The sequence below is a fragment of the Mucilaginibacter sp. P2_D11 genome (assembly GCF_056404435.1).
On record NZ_JBFUEA010000003.1, the window covers coordinates 1 to 17,208 of the forward strand.

The following is a 17,208-nucleotide window of genomic DNA, read 5'->3' on the forward strand; positions in this document are numbered from 1 at the left end:
ATCTAATCTCTTGTCGTCTTGCATCTGAACGGACAGTTATCAAAAAGCATACAGTGGTGAGCAAAAGCATCACACGTATAGAAGAAAGTAAATAAGGGTACACGGGGGATGCCTTGGCTCTCAGAGGCGATGAAAGACGTGATAAGCTGCGATAAGCCGCGGGGATCAGCAAATATGAATTGATCCGCGGATTTCTGAATGGGGAAACCTAACTATCTGAAGGATAGTTGCAAATATGCGCAAACCTGCTGAACTGAAACATCTAAGTAAGCAGAGGAAGAGAAAATAATAATGATTTCCTGAGTAGTGGCGAGCGAAAGGGAAAAAGCCCAAACCTATTATGTTACGGCATAGTAGGGGTTGTAGGACCACAACATGAATATCAAACAAAACCGGAACGGGGTGGGAAACCCGGCCATAGAGCATGAGAGCTGCGTACGGGTAATGGATGATAGGATAGTGGTATCCTGAGTACCGCGAGGTCGGAGACGCCTTGTGGGAATCTGCCGGCACCATCCGGTAAGGCTAAATACTCCTGAGAGACCGATAGTGAACCAGTACCGTGAGGGAAAGGTGAAAAGAACCCCGAACAGGGGAGTGAAATAGAACCTGAAACCGTGTACTTACAAGCGGTCGGAGCGGACATGTTCCGTGACGGCGTGCCTTTTGCATAATGAGCCTACGAGTTACTCTTCTCTGGCAAGGTTAAGTGTTTTAGGCACGGATCCGAAGCGAAAGCGAGTCTGAATAGGGCGCACAGTCAGAGGAGGTAGACGCGAAACCTTGTGATCTACCCATGAGCAGGTTGAAGGTGCCGTAACAGGTACTGGAGGACCGAACCGATAAACGTTGAAAAGTTTCCGGATGACTTGTGGGTAGGGGTGAAAGGCTAATCAAACTGGGAAATAGCTCGTACTCCCCGAAATGTTTTTAGGAACAGCGTGGTGGTTAAGTTATATAGAGGTAGAGCTACTAATTGGGTGCGGGGGAGTCAAATCCTACCAAATCCAGATAAACTCCGAATGCTATTTAATATACACTGCAGTGAGGCTATGGGTGCTAAGGTCCATGGCCGAGAGGGAAAGAACCCAGACCATCAGCTAAGGTCCCCAAATTAACGCTAAGTTGAACTAACGAGGTCCGATTGCACAGACAGCTAGGATGTTGGCTTGGAAGCAGCCATTCATTTAAAGAGTGCGTAACAGCTCACTAGTCGAGCGATCGGGCATGGATAATAAACGGGCATTAAGCGTTATACCGAAGCTATGGATTTACAGAGATGTATCTGGTAGGGGAGCATTCTAATTGCCGGTGAAGCAGGAAAGACAATTGACTGTGGAGGAATTAGAAAAGCAAATGTAGGCATAAGTAACGATAAGGCGGGAGAGAAACCCGCCCACCGAAAGACTAAGGTTTCCTGATCAACGCTAATCGGATCAGGGTTAGTCGGGGCCTAAGGTGAAGCCGAATGGCGTAGCCGATGGACAACTGGTTAATATTCCAGTACTTTTTATAACTGCGATGCGGTGACGGAGTAGTGACACTGACGCGTGCTGACGGAATAGCACGTTAAAGGCCGTAGGTATAGGGTTTGTAGTTAAGTACGCAGACCTTGCTGAAAGCTGATAGTATGCCGAGCCCTCGGGTAAGGCAATAGTTCAGGTAATCAAACTTCCAAGAAAACCCGCTAAGCTTCAGGTTATGAAAACCCGTACCGTAAACCGACACAGGTAGTCGAGGAGAGGATCCTAAGGTGCTCGAGTGAATCATGGCTAAGGAACTCGGCAAAATGGCCCTGTAACTTCGGGAGAAGGGGCGCTGGTAGCAATATCAGCCGCAGTGAAAAGGCCCAGGCGACTGTTTAACAAAAACACATGGCTATGCAAAATCGAAAGATGACGTATATGGCCTGACACCTGCCCGGTGCCGGAAGGTTAAGAGGGGATGTTAGTCGCAAGGCGAAGCATTGAATCGAAGCCCCGGTAAACGGCGGCCGTAACTATAACGGTCCTAAGGTAGCGAAATTCCTTGTCGGGTAAGTTCCGACCTGCACGAATGGTGTAACGATCTGGGCGCTGTCTCAGCCATGAGCTCGGTGAAATTGTGGTATCGGTGAAGACGCCGGTTACCCGCAACGGGACGGAAAGACCCCATGCACCTTCACTACAACTTAACATTGATATCGGATACAGGATGTGTAGGATAGGTGGGAGACTGTGATCATGCTTCGCTAGGAGTATGTTAGTCAACGTTGAAATACCACCCTTTCTGTATTTGGTGTCTAACCCTGTAATGCGGGGGACATTGTTTGGCGGGTAGTTTGACTGGGGTGGTCGCCTCCAAAAAGGTAACGGAGGCTTTCAAAGGTAAGCTCAGTACGCTTGGTAACCGTACGCGGAGTGCAATAGCATAAGCTTGCTTGACTGTGAGGCAGACAAGCCGAGCAGGGTCGAAAGACGGATATAGTGATCCGGTGGTTCTGCATGGAAGGGCCATCGCTCAAAGGATAAAAGGTACGCTGGGGATAACAGGCTGATCTCCCCCAAGAGCTCATATCGACGGGGAGGTTTGGCACCTCGATGTCGGCTCGTCACATCCTGGGGCTGGAGAAGGTCCCAAGGGTTGAGCTGTTCGCTCATTAAAGTGGCACGCGAGCTGGGTTCAGAACGTCGCGAGACAGTTCGGTCCCTATCTGTTGTGGGCGTTGGAAGTTTGAGTGGGGCTGACCTTAGTACGAGAGGACCGGGTTGGACTAACCTCTGGTGAATCTGTTATGCCGCCAGGTGTATTGCAGAGTAGCTACGTTGGGAATAGATAAGCGCTGAAAGCATCTAAGTGCGAAACTAGCCACAAGATGAGACTTCCATTGAGGATCGTAGCAGACTACTACGTTGATAGGTTACAGGTATAAAGGTGGTGACATCAAAGCCGAGTAATACTAATCATCCGAAGCTTTCTCATAGCAGGTAATTAAGGGTGGGATGAAAGATATGTAAGACAAAAGATAAAAGACTCCGGTCCTTTGTCCTTACTCCGAAAGTCTTTTCTCCCACCTCAACACAAAGCTGTTGTTTTCTCTCGAAATTACTTCTTTCAATCATGTTTAAGATATGAGATGTTAGATATGAGATATGAGACCGAAAGGTTGCATACTCAAATACTAAGCTCCTATCTAAATTAAAATATTGATTTGTTCTATTGCAGCCATGAGTCTCAAATCTCATATCTCAATACTCAAATCTAAAAGCCTTCAGGTGCCTATATCGGCGGTGTCCACCTCTTCCCATTCCGAACAGAGAAGTTAAGCCCGCCAGAGCCGATGGTACTGCAGTAAAATGTGGGAGAGTAGGTCGGTGCCAAATCTTAAAGTTAAACCCCCTTGCGTAAGCTTGGGGGTTTCTTTATTTATAAGCGTTTTTACGTCCCTTCGGCCGAGCCCCCTACCTTCCTAAACAATCCCTTCCCCCGTATTGAGTTTGCATACCCGGTAATTAGGAGTTACATTTAGCTACCAATTATTAATACCCAAATTTGCAAATGAACAGAAGGCGTTTCCTATACACCGGCGGCTTGTTGGCTGCCGCCTCTGCCGTGCACGGTATGGCCCCGCTGATAACCAAAGGCGCCAAACTTGCGCCGGGCATACAGCTTTACATGGTGAAGGATGAGATGGCTAAGGACGCTGCCGGCACGCTGAAGCAGCTGGGTGCCATGGGCTACACGCAGCTGGAAAGCTATGGCGGCGACAAAGGCGTTTTTTGGGGACTCACCCCAACAGAATTCCAAAAACTGGCAGCGGGCCACGGCCTCAAGCTGGTATCTACCCACCACAACCCCATGCCCACGGCCGGGTTCGAGCAGCTTGCCGCGCAGGCAGCGCAGATTGGCATGCAGTACCTGGTATGCCCATGGCTCGGCCCACAGAAAAGCATCGACGATTTTAAACATTTTGCCGACGAGTTCAACGCGCGCGGCAAAATTTGCAAGACCCACGGGCTGCGCTACGCCTACCACCCGCACGATTACCCTTACAAACCTGTCGACGGGCAGTTGCCCATAGATGTGCTGCTGGCCGGTACCGATGCCGCTTTGGTAGATTTCCAGATGGACGTGTACTACACCGTAACCGAAGGGCAAACCCCCTACCAATACTTCGCTAAGCATAAAGGCCGCTTTAAGCTGATGCACCTGCGCGATGTGCTGAAACACCGCCTCCCTAAGGGAAGTGTCGATGAATCTGCCTGCGATATGGGCGAAGCCATCATCAACTTCCCCAGGCTTATTAATGCCGCACAGGCCGAAGGCGTGAACTACTTTTTTGTAGAGCAAAGTCGCTTTAACCACGAAACCCCTTTGCAAAGCGCCAAAAAGAATGTGACGTACCTAAACAACCTCAGCTGGCGTAAGCCGGTGGTTGAGTTTTAGGTTTGCGCGCTTGTGCTCACGATAACGCGGAGAAGCTTGCGTCAGCGGGGTAACCATAAATATTAATGCACTTTTATTTTATGAGAAAGGGCCTTTCACCGGCACGTATCTCTCGTGCGTTCTAAAAGCTCGTCAAAATAGTCCTTGCCAAAACGCTCCCCCTGCTTTAGCCGCTCGCCGTCCATCACAAAGCCTTTTATCATATCCTCCCTAAGCGTCTTTTTGCCCATATACGTAACTGCGTAGCCTGGAAGCTGTTTACCCGCTAGCCAACAGCTATTATAGCGTCGAGATTGTAAAAACCAAGGTGCCGGCTTACATCCCGCGTGCCTTCTTTTTCAACTACTCGAATTTTTCGAGTAGTTCCGTCAACGCAGGGTCTCTCGATAGAGGACCCTGCGCACGTAGGACATTAACGCATGCAAATCAGTAATTACTACCCGTATATAAGCGGACAGCGTTTACCATGCAAGCTGCAGCAGGGTGCTCTATCGGGAGATCCTGCGGAGACAACAAATTATTGAACCAATGAAATTTAAATTTAACGGAACACTGGTAGAAATCAATGCCTATGGCGATGTGCGCTGCGATGACATTGTAGTCAAAAACGTACTGACCCCCGTTGTGCTCCATGGGGTGAGCAACCCCGAAGATGGACACCCCGCCATCATTGCCATTACAAGTATTTTTGGCCAGGATTCGGTAACGGATATTGACGACGACGATAGCGGGATGGGTTATTGACTTAAGCAATTCCCCGCTACCGCATAGCGTCCCCGCTTGTGGTTGGGTGATGCTTTTAAATGGCGAGAGGATGGAAATTTGGCCGGATAGGTTTGGCGGCTACCTTACATACAGGCAGTATGGTGAAAACATCTACCACAAGCCAAAAGAAAGATTATGGCAGTCACCGCTGATAGAAGCGGTGCCGGGCTTTGTCGGGCTACGCTTTGCTTCGGCCGCCTTCTCCCCCCACGCAATCCCTCGCGCGGGCGGCTTCCCCTTTCAATCCCTACTGCGGGGGAAGGGGATAGCTAAAACATCCGTTATTTAACCAAACCGTCCATAGCAACCCCGAAACCACACAATCTTCTATGGACTATCGACTAATCGCACCTTAAATCTGCACACCTGCCTGCCGGCCGGCCGGTCTATAATCTGCATATCTGCACATCTACTCCCTCCCCCGCTACCGCATAGCGTCCTCGCTTGTGGTTTTGTGATGCTTTAAAATGGCGGGAAGGATGCAAATTTAGCCGGATAGGTTTGGCGGCTACCTGGCATACAGGCCGTACGGCGAAAATACCGAACGCAGGCTAAAAGAAAGATTATGGCAGTCCGCTGGTAGAAGTGGCCGGGCTTTGCCGGGCTACGCTTTGCTTCGGCCGCCTTCTCCCCCCACTTAATCCCTCGCGCAGGCGGCTTCCCCTTTCAATCCCTACTGCGGAGGAAGGGGATAGGTAAAACATCCGTTATGGAATGAATCACCGACGCAATCAAAAAACTATCCGCTGCCGCATAGCGTCCTCGCTTGTGGCTGGGTGATGCTTTTAAATGGCGGGTAAAGTTGAATGGTTCGTTTTACCAGCGCAAATACCTATACAAAATATATTGTTTTTCGAGATAATTTAGGTATTTAGACTATCTTGCTGCCTGAAATTTATACGGAGATGAACCGAATAAAGGAAGTACTTGAGCAAAAAGGGATTAAGCAAACATGGTTAGCCGAACGACTTGGAAAGAGTTATAATATGGTTAACGGATATGTGCAGAACAGGCAGCAACCTAGGCTTGAGGTTCTCTATGAAATAGCAAAAATATTAGATGTTAACCCTAAAGATTTATTGAAAGGGGGGGCCAAATGAGTAAAGAAAATCAAATCGAACAAGATCTGATCAGGCAGTTAACAGACCTAAAATATATTCCTCGTCCCGACATCGTGGATAGGAAAACACTTGAGCAAAACTTTAAAGCCAAATTTGAAGCACTAAATCGTGTGCGATTAACGGATAGTGAGTTTTTACGCATCCGCGAAGAAATAATCAACCCCGATGTTTTTGCTGCTTCCAAACTTTTGCGCGAAAGGCAATATTTTCAGCGCGAAGACGGCACGCCATTGCATTATACACTGGTAAACATCAAAGAGTGGTGTAAAAATGATTTTGAGGTCATTAGTCAGTTACGTATCAATACAGAGAATAGCCTCCATCGGTATGATATTATTTTATTAATCAACGGTTTGCCGGTAGTACAGGTTGAGTTGAAGAAACTCGATATTTCGCCTCGAAAAGCCATGCAGCAAATAGTGGATTACAAAAATGAGCCTGGTAGTGGCTATGGTAATTCACTGATGTGTTTTGTGCAATTGTTCATCGTGAGCAACCGCTCTAACACTTACTATTTTGCCAACAATAAAAACCAGCATTTTCAATTCAACGCAGATGAGCAGTTTTTGCCTATTTACCAACTGGCAGACGAAAGCAATAAGAAAATCACGCACCTTGAACCGTTTACGCAAAAGTTTTTAAGCAAGTGTACGCTTGCCGAAATGATAAGCAAATACATGGTACTGGTAGAGAGCGAGCAAAAACTGCTGGTTATGCGGCCATACCAAATTTATGCGGTAAAAGCCATTGTAGACTGTATTCATCAAAACAGGGGCAACGGCTATATCTGGCACACTACAGGGAGTGGTAAAACGTTGACTTCTTTCAAAGCGTCTACACTCCTAAAAGACAATCCCGATATAGAGAAATGTTTATTCGTAGTCGACCGTAAAGATCTTGACCGGCAAACCCGGGAAGAATTCAACAAATTTCAGGAAGGCAGCGTAGAAGAAAATACCAACACAGAGACCTTGGTAAGACGTTTACTTTCTACCGATTATGCCGACAAAGTGATTGTTACCACCATTCAAAAATTGGGCCTGGCATTAGATGGAACAGACAAGAGGAATTTTAAAGAGCGTTTAAAATCTTTAAGCAATAAACGGATCGTTTTCATTTTTGACGAGTGCCATCGTTCGCAATTTGGAGAAAATCATAAAGCGATAAAAGAATTTTTTCCGAATGCGCAATTGTTTGGTTTTACAGGTACACCTATTTTTTCGGAAAATGCTACTTACAAAACCCGCGAAGACCAGTACGAAACCTATAAAACTACTGAAGCTATTTTTGAAAAGGAATTACACGCCTATACCATAACGCATGCTATAGAAGATAAGAATGTGTTGCGCTTCCATATTGATTACTATAAAGGTAGCGGTAATCAAAACCCTAAACCCGGAGAAGCAGTAGCGCAACAGGCCGTAGCGGAAGCCATTCTTAGTAAACACGATGCCGCCACCAACCAGCGAAAATTTAACGCGGTATTGGCCACGGCTTCAATAAACAACGCCATAGAATATTATCAGCTTTTTAAAACCAGTCAACAAAAAAAGAAAGCCGAAAACGAAAATTTTGTTCCCCTGAATATCGCTTGCGTATTTTCTCCGCCGGCAGAGGGAAATAAAGACATCCAGCAGATACAGGATGACTTGATACAGGAAAAGGAAGATAACAAGCAAAACCCCGAGGAAAAGAAAAAAGCGCTAACGGCAATCATAAGCGATTACAATAAGCAATTTGGCTCTAATCATACCATCAACGAATTTGATTTGTATTACCAGGATGTGCAAAGGCGCATTAAGGATCAGAAATACAGCAACAAAGACTATCCTTATAGAAATAAAATCGACCTTACCATTGTGGTAGATATGCTGCTTACCGGTTTCGATTCTAAATACCTCAATACGTTGTATGTAGATAAAAACCTGAAGTACCATGGGTTGATACAGGCGTTTTCGAGAACCAACCGGGTGCTGAACGATACCAAACCCTATGGTAACATCCTTGATTTCCGTTCTCAACAGGATATGGTAAACCAGGCCATCACTCTTTTTTCGGGAGAAGATGGTAGCAAAGCCGCTGAAATTTGGGTGGTTGATCCCGCACCGGTTGTAATAAGCCATTATCAAAAGGCCGTGGAAGCTTTAGGCGTATTTATGCAGGAACACAATTTAGTAAAAGAACCCGAGCAAGTTTACAACTTAAGAGGGAATGCGGCCAAGATTGCCTTTGTGAAAAACTTTAAGGAGGTACAACGGCTTAAAACTCAACTGGATCAATATACCGATCTGAACGACGACCAAAAGGCCGAGATTGAAACTATTTTGCCAAAAGAAACCTTGCAGGAGTTTAGAAGCTCGTACCTGGAAACGGCAAGGCAATTTAGAGAGATACAGCAAAAAGAAGGTGATAATGCGCCCTTAGGTGTGCAGCAACTGGATTTTGAGTTTGTGCTTTTTGCTTCTGCAGTAATCGATTATGATTATATCATGAGCCTGATTGCCGAGAGTACGCAGCAAAAACCGGCCAAACAAAAAATGACCAAGGCACAGGTGATTAGTTTGCTCAAATCTAACGCTAACCTGATGGATGAGGAAGAAGATTTGACCGACTACATTAACGGGTTGGACTGGAACAGTGGGAAAGATGTAAACGCTTTACGCCAGGGTTACGAAACTTTTAAGGTAGAGAAATACGATAAAGAACTGGCCATAACAGCCCATAAACACGGCTTGCCAACTGCAGCGTTGAAATTTTTTGTAGAGGAAATTATGAGCAGGATGATTTTTGACGGCGAAAAACTAACCGACCTGCTGGAACCCCTGGAGTTAAGCTGGAAACAACGCCGGGAAAAAGAACTGGCTTTGATGGGAGATTTAGTACCCCAATTAAAAAAATTAGCCGAAGGGCGTGAAATATCAGGATTGGTGGCTTATGAATAAAGAGAAAAAGTTAGTGCCCGAGTTGCGATTTCCTGAATTTAGGAACGATGGCGATTGGGAAGAGAACGAATTTGAAAAGTATTGTGAAAGTATTTCCTCAGGAAGAGATATACATTCAAATAAAGGTGAATTTATACTTTATGGTTCCACAGGGGTCATAGGAGCGACTGAAACAAGTAGCTATAGTGGAGAATTTATTTTAATTGCTAGGGTTGGTGCTAACGCAGGCTTAATAAATCGTGTAGCCGGGCGCTTTGGTGTTACAGATAATGCCTTGGTTATCGATTTAAAAAATAAAAATACAGTTAATTTCTTTTTTTTTTCGATAGAGAATATTGGACTAAAAAAGTTGGTTTTTGGATCCGGACAGCCTTTAATTACTGGTGGCCAATTAAAAAGTCTAAGTGTAAAAATTCCAAAGTCATTAAAAGAGCAAGAAAAAATCGCAAACTGCTTGTCATCTTTAGGTGAGTTGATAGCCACCCAAAAGAATAAATTGGAAGCCCTTAAAGATCACAAAAAAGGGTTGCTTAAAAACCTGTTTCCGCAAGAAGGCGAAACGGTGCCTGGGTATCGGTTTCCAGAGTTTGAAAATGATGGTGATTGGGCACATACACAATTAATTGATGTTGCAGACAAAAAAGTTAAATGGAGCTTTACGGGAGGACCGTTTGGATCTGACTTAAAGACGGGCGATTATAAAACCACGGGGATACGAATAATACAGTTACAGAATATTGGAGATGGTGATTTCAAAGATGATTATAAAATATACACATCAATTGAAAAGGCTGATGAATTGTTAAATTGTAATATTTACTCGGGGGAAATAATCTTATCAAAAATGGGTGATCCCGTTGGAAGAGCTTGCATTATACCTGCAAATCTTGAAAGATGTGTAATGGCTTCGGATGGTATCAGGTTGGTGGTAGATGAAAAGCGTCACTCGAAATATTTTATTTACTCATTAATAAACTCAATACAAGTAAGAGAAAATATTGAGTCGAAAGCCACTGGGTCAACGAGGAAAAGAATTGGCTTGGATGAGTTAAAACAAATCCTATTAGCGCTGCCAAAAAACCCAAATGAACAACAAAAAATCGCTTCTTGCTTTTCTACTTTGGATGAATTGATTGCAGCACAAGCTAAGAGAATTGAACAATTGCAATTGCACAAAAAAGGTTTAATGCAAGGCTTATTTCCCAATCCATCGTAATAAGATATGAGTGAGAAGAAGAAATTGTATAAATACAAATCACTGAAAAACGTTGCAGTTAGGTTAAGAGACGATTTAAACAGTCATCCTTTCGTATTACTGTTTGCCTACAATGGTACAGGCAAAACGCGTCTTTCCATGGAGTTTAAGAACATAAGCAAAAAGCGAAACAAAAATCCACAGACAGATACACTTTATTACAATGCGTATACCGAAGACCTCTTCCATTGGAACAATGATCTTGAAAATGATACGGAAAGGCATTTAATCATCAATAAAGAATCGAAATTTTTTGGTGGATTCAAAGAGTTAGCATTAGAAGAAAAGATTTTTAAATTTTTGGAAAGATACGCTGATTTTAATTTTGACATCGATTATGATGATTGGATTATTGTTTTTAAAAAGCAGATCAAAAATCTAAAATTCAGAGCAGATCAAGATGAACCGGAATATATTATTCAGGAAAATATCAAAGTATCCAGAGGAGAAGAAAATATTTTTATTTGGTGCATTTTTCTTGCAATTAGCGAGTTGGCGATAGACGGCGACGAGTCTTACAGTTGGGTAAAGCACATTTATATTGACGACCCCATTTCGTCGCTTGACGATAATAATGCAATTGCTGTAGCAAGTGACTTGGCTCAATTGTTAAAAAGAGGTAAGGACACATTAGGGGTTGTTATCTCGTCTCACCACGCATTGTTTTTTAATGTGATGTATAACGAACTTAGGAACATTCCGCATAAAAGTCATTTTTTGCATAAGACTCGTAGCGACGAATATGTTCTCCAAACCACTGATGACACTCCATTTTTTCATCATGTTGCCCTTTTGAGCGAGTTACAAAAAGTATCAGAAACAAATAAAATCAATACGTATCATTTTAATATGTTGCGTAGCGTGTTAGAAAAAACATCAACTTTTTTTGGATATGACGAGTTTTCTAAGTGCATTTATGGTGTTAATGATGAAGCGCTTTTTTTACGTGCACTGAATTTATTAAGCCATGGTAAATATTCAATTTATCAGCCAGTTGAGATGAATTTAGACAACAAAGATTTGTTTAAAAGGATATTGAAAGCTTTTTTAGACAAGCATAAGTTCCAATTACCTGTAATATTCGCTTAGAATAGAGATGACACAAAAAGAAGAACAACAACTGGGCAAGACCCTTTGGAATATAGCAGATCACTTACGTGGAGCCATGAATGCGGATGATTTCCGAGATTATATGCTCTCATTTTTGTTTTTACGTTATTTATCAGCTAATTATGAAGACGCTGCAAAAAAAGAGCTAGGGAAAGATTACCCTGACGACATTCCACAAGATGTGATGTCTAAGCTTAAGGTCAATACCCCTTTGGAGATTTGGTATAAGGAAAACCCTAGCGACTTTGCAGAATTTGAAAAGCAGATGCGCAGAAAAGTGCATTATGTGATTCAGCCCGAATTTTTGTGGAATAATATTACCGAATTGGCTCGAACCCAGGATGGGGAGTTACTCGAAACATTGGTTAAAGGGTTAAAATATATTGAAAACGAATCTTTTGCCAATTCCTTCCAGGGCTTATTTTCCGAAATCAACCTGAATTCTGAGAAGCTTGGAAAGACAGCCACCGAACGAAACAAAAAGCTGTGCAACATCATCCAGAAAATTGCCGAGGGTATTGCTGATTTTTCTAAAGATAGAGACGCGCTTGGTGATGCGTACGAATATTTGATTGGTCAGTTCGCTGCAGGTTCGGGCAAAAAGGCTGGCGAGTTTTATACGCCTCAACAAATATCCACTATACTTTCGGAAATTGTCACCTTAGACGGGCAGGACCCTTCAACGGGCAAGAAAAAAAAGCTGGATAAGGTTTTGGATTTTGCCTGTGGTTCGGGCTCGTTATTGTTAAATGTCAGGAAACGGATTATAGACAATGGCGGTAGCGTTGGAAAGATTTATGGACAGGAAAAAAACATTACCACTTACAACCTTTCCCGGATGAACATGCTGTTGCATGGCATGAAAGATACCGAGTTTGAGATTTTCCACGGCGATACCTTGCTTAACCAATGGGATGAGTTGAATGAGATGAATCCATCTAAAAAACTGGAATTTGATGCCATTGTTGCCAACCCACCCTTTAGCTTGCGTTGGGAACCCAACGATACTTTGGCAGAAGATTTTCGTTTCAAGAGTTACGGCTTAGCGCCAAAATCAGCCGCCGATTTTGCCTTCCTCTTACATGGTTTTCACTTTTTAGGCAAAGAAGGAACCATGGCAATTATTCTGCCTCACGGTGTATTGTTCCGTGGCGGTGCAGAAGAGCGCATTCGCACCAAACTTTTAAAAGATAACAACGTCGATACAGTTATCGGCCTGCCTGCCAATTTGTTTTACTCCACAGGTATCCCGGTTTGTATTTTGGTGTTGAAAAAGTGTAAAAAGGACGATGATGTGCTTTTTATAAATGCCAGCGGCATAGAGCATTACGAAAAAGGTAAAAGGCAAAATACCCTGGAACCAAAACATATAGAAAGCATTGTAAATACCTATCAGTATAGGAGAGAGACAGAGCGTTATTCCCGTAGGGTTTCGATGGAAGAAATCGAGCAAAACGGCTACAACCTCAATATTTCAAGATATGTAAGTACAGCTAAAGATGAAATTAATGTCAACTTAGAAGATGTAAATGCTAAACTAAAGTTGATAAATGAATCTATACAAACGAATACAGAAAAGCACAATGCATTCTTGAGGGAGTTGGGGTTAAAAACGATATAGCATAGAATTAGATGTGGTTATCGCATAGTGCTCACGGTGCAAGCGGGCCACAAGCCGGGAGGCTTGCGGCAGCGATGGTCCTAACTAAGAAACTATTTAGCGGTTGTATTTGTTAACTTATTTAATGAACTTGCTTTTTTATTAAACACCTTGCTGCCAGTATATAAAGCCGTTTCATTTGATAGTGTAATGCCCGGGGGAAGAACCAAGCCCTGGCTTGTTTTTGTTGAGACCGAAGATTACGGCATTCAACCCTATGTAATGAAGTTGTTTGACACCATTAACCTGGATGCAAGGGATCATGTTACTGCCGAAGTTATCGGGCATGTATTAGCTACCGAGTTTGATTTTAATGTGCCGGAGGCTGCCTTTATTGAAACCGATGAAGATTTTTTGGCGACTATTAACGACCCGGAAGCCCTTAGAATAATAGAACATAAAGACGCACGATTGAAATTTGGTAGTGCATATGTTGCGGGGAATAATTTGTTTAGTTCGGCATTGGAAAAACGGGAGGTTGAGAAAATGCTGGATATTCAAACATTGTTTGCATTTGATAATTTCATCAGGAACCGCGACAGGAATAATAATAAACCAAACCTGTTGATAAAAGCAGATGAGGTTTTTTTGATAGACCACGAGATGGGGTTAGAGTTAAATGATTCAACCGTTAATAATTTTCGGGCGGACATTTGGGAAAGGAATTTTGTTAACCACCATATTTGTATAGATTATTTGACCAGGGCTACAGAGCGGGCCAAGGCGAAATATTTCGAAACGTTTGAAGCGTATTTAAGGCATCTGAATTTGAATAAATTAGTCCCTTACTTTAGGCAATTGCGTAACTTGGGGTATTCTGACGAGCGGCATGCCATGCTCATGGACTATTTTGAAGAAGTTAAGAATAATTCGAGTAAATTTGTAGGCTTACTGAAGCAAGGAATTGATGAAAAAGGAAATTAAATATAGCGTATTGCAATACAAGCATTCGCAGTTTTTAAAAGAAACTGTAAATGTTGCGCTATTGGTTTATTTTCCGGAAGACGAAAAGATAGAATTCGTATTGGGTAACATCAATAGGATTAAAGCTTTGTACCCGGAATTTAACCCATCATTTTTTCAGAAATTTATTAAAATTATCCAGTCGCGGGTTGAATTAGTTCGACACACCTTGTCTGTCAACACAGCCAATTTTGATGATTTTATACATCGGAACATCCTAGCTACAGATGCAACTATTTTGCAATTTACCAAAGCCGCTACCGCAGCTATTTCGAACTTATCCTTCGAAAGTATTGTTGAGGATTATGCTAATCTTTTTCTGCCTGATAGAAATGCAGACAAGGATTTGCGTACCCGGCATACCGAGCAGTTTTTGGTAACGAAGTTGAAAAAATCGCTGTTTGCTAATAAGTCGGTTCAAAATAAAATTGAGTTGAATAAATCGTTTGAGCACAACGGGTTGAATTTTAAATTTGATTTGGGGTGGCAAAACGGTTCGTTCAACCTGGTAAAAACTTTGAGTTTCGACTTGTTGGACGAAGCCAGCATTCAAAATAAGGCCGTTATCCAATTTGGCAACCTCACATTGCTAAAAGACAAGGCTGAAACTGAAAACCTGCGTTTCGACTTAATTGTAAGTAAACCACATGCACCGAAACTGTTCAAAGCGTATGATAACGCTTTAGATGTATTGGAAAAAATAGGCGCTCCCAAGAAAGTTATTGAGGAAAAGGAGATTTCCGCCTATTCTGAAGAAACTACAGAATATCTCTTAAGCCACTAAATCCAGGGCTTGCTAAACCCGCTAACGCTTCCCCCTAGCCAACGCTGATGCACGCGTGCCGCGTGTATCGTAGCGGCATTGCATAGTGGCCACCTTGCAAGTGGGCGCAACAGAACCGTTCGGTAATAAACCCGATTGGCGGAAAAGCCGCTTCTACCGGCGGTTTGTATCCCAATATTCATCGGGAGAGGCAACAGCGGGGCAGAACCCAACCGACGAACCATAACAGAACCTTTTCTGAATAGAAGCAAGAAATAAGAGTCAAGAACCAGGAAGGAACTGCATCGTGTTTGCCTGTCCTGCCGGCTACTTTGCAACCGGGCCACAAGCCGGGAGGCTTGCGGCAGCGATGAATAAATATTGCTGAATCGGCTGCCGTTCGGCCCAAACCCGATTGCAGCGGATACCGGCCTTCGCGCTTAATGCCTGTGCGCGTATAAGCGGAAAGCGGGGCCGAGCCTTCCCGAAATACTACTGCAGAACCTTTTCCGAAAAAGAGTCAAGAGATAAGAGTCAAGAGTCAAGAATCAAGAGTCAAGAATCAAGAGTCAAGAGTCAAGAATCAAGAGATAAGAGTCAAGAGACAAGAAAAAAGCATTGTGTTTACCTGTCCTGTGGGGTGCTGAAACAAGTTCATGACGTGGTGCTGCGATGGCTCATGGTGAGCTTGTTGAACCATAGCGGGCAGGGCCTTTGCGCGCGACCTTCGACAGGCTCAGGATGACCCATCGCTTTTTTTCATCACCATACTTCGGCGTTGGGAGTTCGAAATTCATTATTCGACATTATTACGCCAAACTTCAAAGGGTCAATCTACCATCCAGCTGGCAACGGTAGAGAGGGGAACGCCGAGGCGGGTGCTTATTTGGCGGTAAGTTTGGCCGCGTCGGCGTAGCTGGCGGGCTTGCTGCTGTAGTTGCGGGCGGTTGCGTTTCTGCAGGTGCTGGGCTTCGGGCGCGTAGCCGTCTACCACGTAAATCAACTTATTCAGGTCTTTTTGTATGTGGGCCAGGCATACGTTGGCTTCGCCGTATTGCTGCACGTTGCTGCGCTGTTTTATCTGTTTGATGTAGCGGGCGCCGGGGCTGCTTTGGCTTTCGCCTATGGCGAAGGCGCTATCGCAAAAGTTGATGAGCATTTTGCTGCCTTGCAAATCGTTCACCGTGAGGGGCGCGGCGGGGTTGCGTTTTGGGGTGTGGGCCAGCACCAGCATGCTTAGCTTGTGGCGGGTTTTGAGGGCCTTTAGCTGTTTCATCAGCGGGAGGGCATCCTTGGCGCGTTCGGTACCGCTGCGCATGCAGGTGATGTTATCGATGATGAGCACGGTTGCCTTTGTTTGGGTGATGGCCGTTTCCAGCTGCGCGGCCAGGTATTGGTCGTAATTTTCGTACGGGGCGGGGTTCTCGGCTTCGGGGTTGAATTCGGCGCGGAAGAAGTAGTCGCCAAAGTGCAGGTCGCCATGCAGCGGGTGGTGGTAGCGGCTTTCGAACTGTTTGGCGCTCAGCTCAAAATCTACGTACAGCACGCGGGCGGGCCCGTCCAGCTCATTGGTAAAGGGCAAGGTTTCGCAGCCTTTGGCCAGGTTGTAGCCAATTTGCACGGCCAGGATGCTTTTGCCCAGGTTGGTATCGGCAAACATAATGCACAGCTCGCCCTCCAGCCACAGCGGACCGAAGAGCTCGCGGGGCATGGGCCGGGTTTGTTCCTGCCGCATCCAGGCGTCGGCAGTTTTTACGCGGAACAGGCTGCTGCGTTGTTCATCGGCAAAGATGGTAGCGTCGGGGTCGTGTTTTTCGGATCGTTTGCTGGTTCGGGCAACTTCGGCGCGGATATCATTGATCATATCGGGCCGTAAAAAGCCGGTATTGGCTTCAAAATAGCTGTTGGTCATGATGAGTTGTTTTTAGGAAATAGTGGGTGAGTAAATAAAGAACTGTAAATATACGGAAAATTCTTTATGCGTTAAAGAAAAAGTTGAAAAGTTGGAAAGTTGAAAAGTTGGAAGGTTGAAAAGTTGAAATGTTGGAGAGGTTGGAAGGTTGGAGGGTTGGAGGGGTTGTGGAATTGCGTGCGGCGGCTTGTGCGATTCCCCTCTTGAGAGGGGTGGAGGGGTGTGTTAGGTTTGCAAAGCTGGCAAACACACCCCTCCGCCCGCTCTTTCCCCGCACGCCCCCTCTCCAGAG

The 17,208-nt window shown here is 44.5% G+C and carries 11 protein-coding genes and 2 rRNA genes; 11 read left to right on the forward strand and 2 right to left on the reverse strand.

Annotated features, from left to right (window positions below; genetic code table 11):
• Positions 1-81: 81 nt before the first annotated feature.
• The 3 genes from AC1DXC_RS04895 to AC1DXC_RS04905 all read left to right on the forward strand — a co-directional run bounded on the left by AC1DXC_RS04895 (position 82) and on the right by AC1DXC_RS04905 (position 4,425).
• Positions 82-2,961 (forward strand): 23S ribosomal RNA (locus tag AC1DXC_RS04895).
• Between the two features lie 289 nt (positions 2,962-3,250).
• Positions 3,251-3,362: ribosomal RNA gene (rrf, locus tag AC1DXC_RS04900) — 5S ribosomal RNA — on the forward strand.
• A 175-nt stretch (positions 3,363-3,537) separates the two neighbouring features.
• The gene (locus AC1DXC_RS04905; RefSeq protein ID WP_477458018.1) at positions 3,538-4,425 is read left to right on the forward strand and encodes a sugar phosphate isomerase/epimerase family protein; all 888 of its coding nucleotides are present in this window, start codon (positions 3,538-3,540) and stop codon (positions 4,423-4,425) included.
• A gap of 95 nt (positions 4,426-4,520) precedes the next feature.
• Here AC1DXC_RS04905 and rhuM read toward each other — a convergent pair whose 3' ends face one another.
• A complete protein-coding gene (gene rhuM, locus AC1DXC_RS04910) occupies positions 4,521-4,655 on the reverse strand; it encodes a RhuM family protein (protein ID WP_477458019.1) in 135 nt (44 codons plus the stop codon).
• A 298-nt stretch (positions 4,656-4,953) separates the two neighbouring features.
• Between rhuM and AC1DXC_RS04915 the strand changes: the two genes are divergently transcribed.
• The 8 genes from AC1DXC_RS04915 to AC1DXC_RS04950 all read left to right on the forward strand — a co-directional run bounded on the left by AC1DXC_RS04915 (position 4,954) and on the right by AC1DXC_RS04950 (position 15,025).
• Complete coding sequence (locus AC1DXC_RS04915; protein ID WP_477458020.1) at positions 4,954-5,169, forward strand: hypothetical protein; 216 nt, start codon at positions 4,954-4,956, stop codon at positions 5,167-5,169.
• Between the two features lie 926 nt (positions 5,170-6,095).
• Positions 6,096-6,290, forward strand: a complete 195-nt coding sequence (locus AC1DXC_RS04920; protein ID WP_477458021.1) for a helix-turn-helix domain-containing protein — start codon at positions 6,096-6,098, stop codon at positions 6,288-6,290.
• Positions 6,287-9,253, forward strand: coding sequence for a type I restriction endonuclease subunit R (locus AC1DXC_RS04925; RefSeq protein WP_477458022.1), 2,967 nt, complete (start codon positions 6,287-6,289; stop codon positions 9,251-9,253). The genes AC1DXC_RS04920 and AC1DXC_RS04925 overlap by 4 nt, the downstream gene beginning before the upstream one ends.
• The gene (locus tag AC1DXC_RS04930) at positions 9,246-10,469 is read left to right on the forward strand and encodes a restriction endonuclease subunit S (protein ID WP_477458023.1); all 1,224 of its coding nucleotides are present in this window, start codon (positions 9,246-9,248) and stop codon (positions 10,467-10,469) included. Before AC1DXC_RS04925 ends, AC1DXC_RS04930 begins: the two co-directional genes overlap by 8 nt.
• Before the next feature lie 6 nt (positions 10,470-10,475).
• Positions 10,476-11,597 (forward strand): AAA family ATPase, encoded by a 1,122-nt coding sequence (locus AC1DXC_RS04935; protein WP_477458024.1) that lies wholly within the window; start codon positions 10,476-10,478, stop codon positions 11,595-11,597.
• A 7-nt stretch (positions 11,598-11,604) separates the two neighbouring features.
• Entirely contained in the window at positions 11,605-13,239 is a 1,635-nt protein-coding gene (locus AC1DXC_RS04940; protein WP_477458025.1) for a type I restriction-modification system subunit M, read from the forward strand.
• Between the two features lie 150 nt (positions 13,240-13,389).
• Positions 13,390-14,202: a HipA family kinase gene (locus tag AC1DXC_RS04945; protein WP_477458026.1), complete on the forward strand. Its 813-nt coding sequence runs from the start codon at positions 13,390-13,392 to the stop codon at positions 14,200-14,202.
• Positions 14,186-15,025 carry a DUF3037 domain-containing protein gene (locus AC1DXC_RS04950; RefSeq protein WP_477458027.1) on the forward strand — a complete coding sequence of 280 codons (840 nt, stop codon included), beginning with the start codon at positions 14,186-14,188 and terminating at the stop codon, positions 15,023-15,025. The genes AC1DXC_RS04945 and AC1DXC_RS04950 overlap by 17 nt, the downstream gene beginning before the upstream one ends.
• An 808-nt stretch (positions 15,026-15,833) precedes the next feature.
• Here the strand turns inward: AC1DXC_RS04950 and AC1DXC_RS04955 are convergent.
• Complete coding sequence (locus AC1DXC_RS04955; RefSeq protein ID WP_477458028.1) at positions 15,834-16,916, reverse strand: AAA family ATPase; 1,083 nt, start codon at positions 16,914-16,916, stop codon at positions 15,834-15,836.
• Between the last annotated feature and the right edge of the window lie 292 nt (positions 16,917-17,208).

What these genes read in the sequence shown, in the direction of transcription:
- AC1DXC_RS04920 (WP_477458021.1), top strand. Translation starts at nt 6,096, where the DNA reads ATGAACCGAATAAAGGAAGTACTTGAGCAAAAAGGGATTAAGCAAACA.
- rhuM (WP_477458019.1), bottom strand. Translation starts at nt 4,655, where the DNA reads ATGGGCAAAAAGACGCTTAGGGAGGATATGATAAAAGGCTTTGTGATG.
- AC1DXC_RS04915 (WP_477458020.1), top strand. Translation starts at nt 4,954, where the DNA reads ATGAAATTTAAATTTAACGGAACACTGGTAGAAATCAATGCCTATGGC.
- AC1DXC_RS04950 (WP_477458027.1), top strand. Translation starts at nt 14,186, where the DNA reads ATGAAAAAGGAAATTAAATATAGCGTATTGCAATACAAGCATTCGCAG.
- AC1DXC_RS04955 (WP_477458028.1), bottom strand. Translation starts at nt 16,916, where the DNA reads ATGACCAACAGCTATTTTGAAGCCAATACCGGCTTTTTACGGCCCGAT.
- AC1DXC_RS04930 (WP_477458023.1), top strand. Translation starts at nt 9,246, where the DNA reads ATGAATAAAGAGAAAAAGTTAGTGCCCGAGTTGCGATTTCCTGAATTT.
- AC1DXC_RS04925 (WP_477458022.1), top strand. Translation starts at nt 6,287, where the DNA reads ATGAGTAAAGAAAATCAAATCGAACAAGATCTGATCAGGCAGTTAACA.
- AC1DXC_RS04905 (WP_477458018.1), top strand. Translation starts at nt 3,538, where the DNA reads ATGAACAGAAGGCGTTTCCTATACACCGGCGGCTTGTTGGCTGCCGCC.
- AC1DXC_RS04940 (WP_477458025.1), top strand. Translation starts at nt 11,605, where the DNA reads ATGACACAAAAAGAAGAACAACAACTGGGCAAGACCCTTTGGAATATA.
- AC1DXC_RS04935 (WP_477458024.1), top strand. Translation starts at nt 10,476, where the DNA reads ATGAGTGAGAAGAAGAAATTGTATAAATACAAATCACTGAAAAACGTT.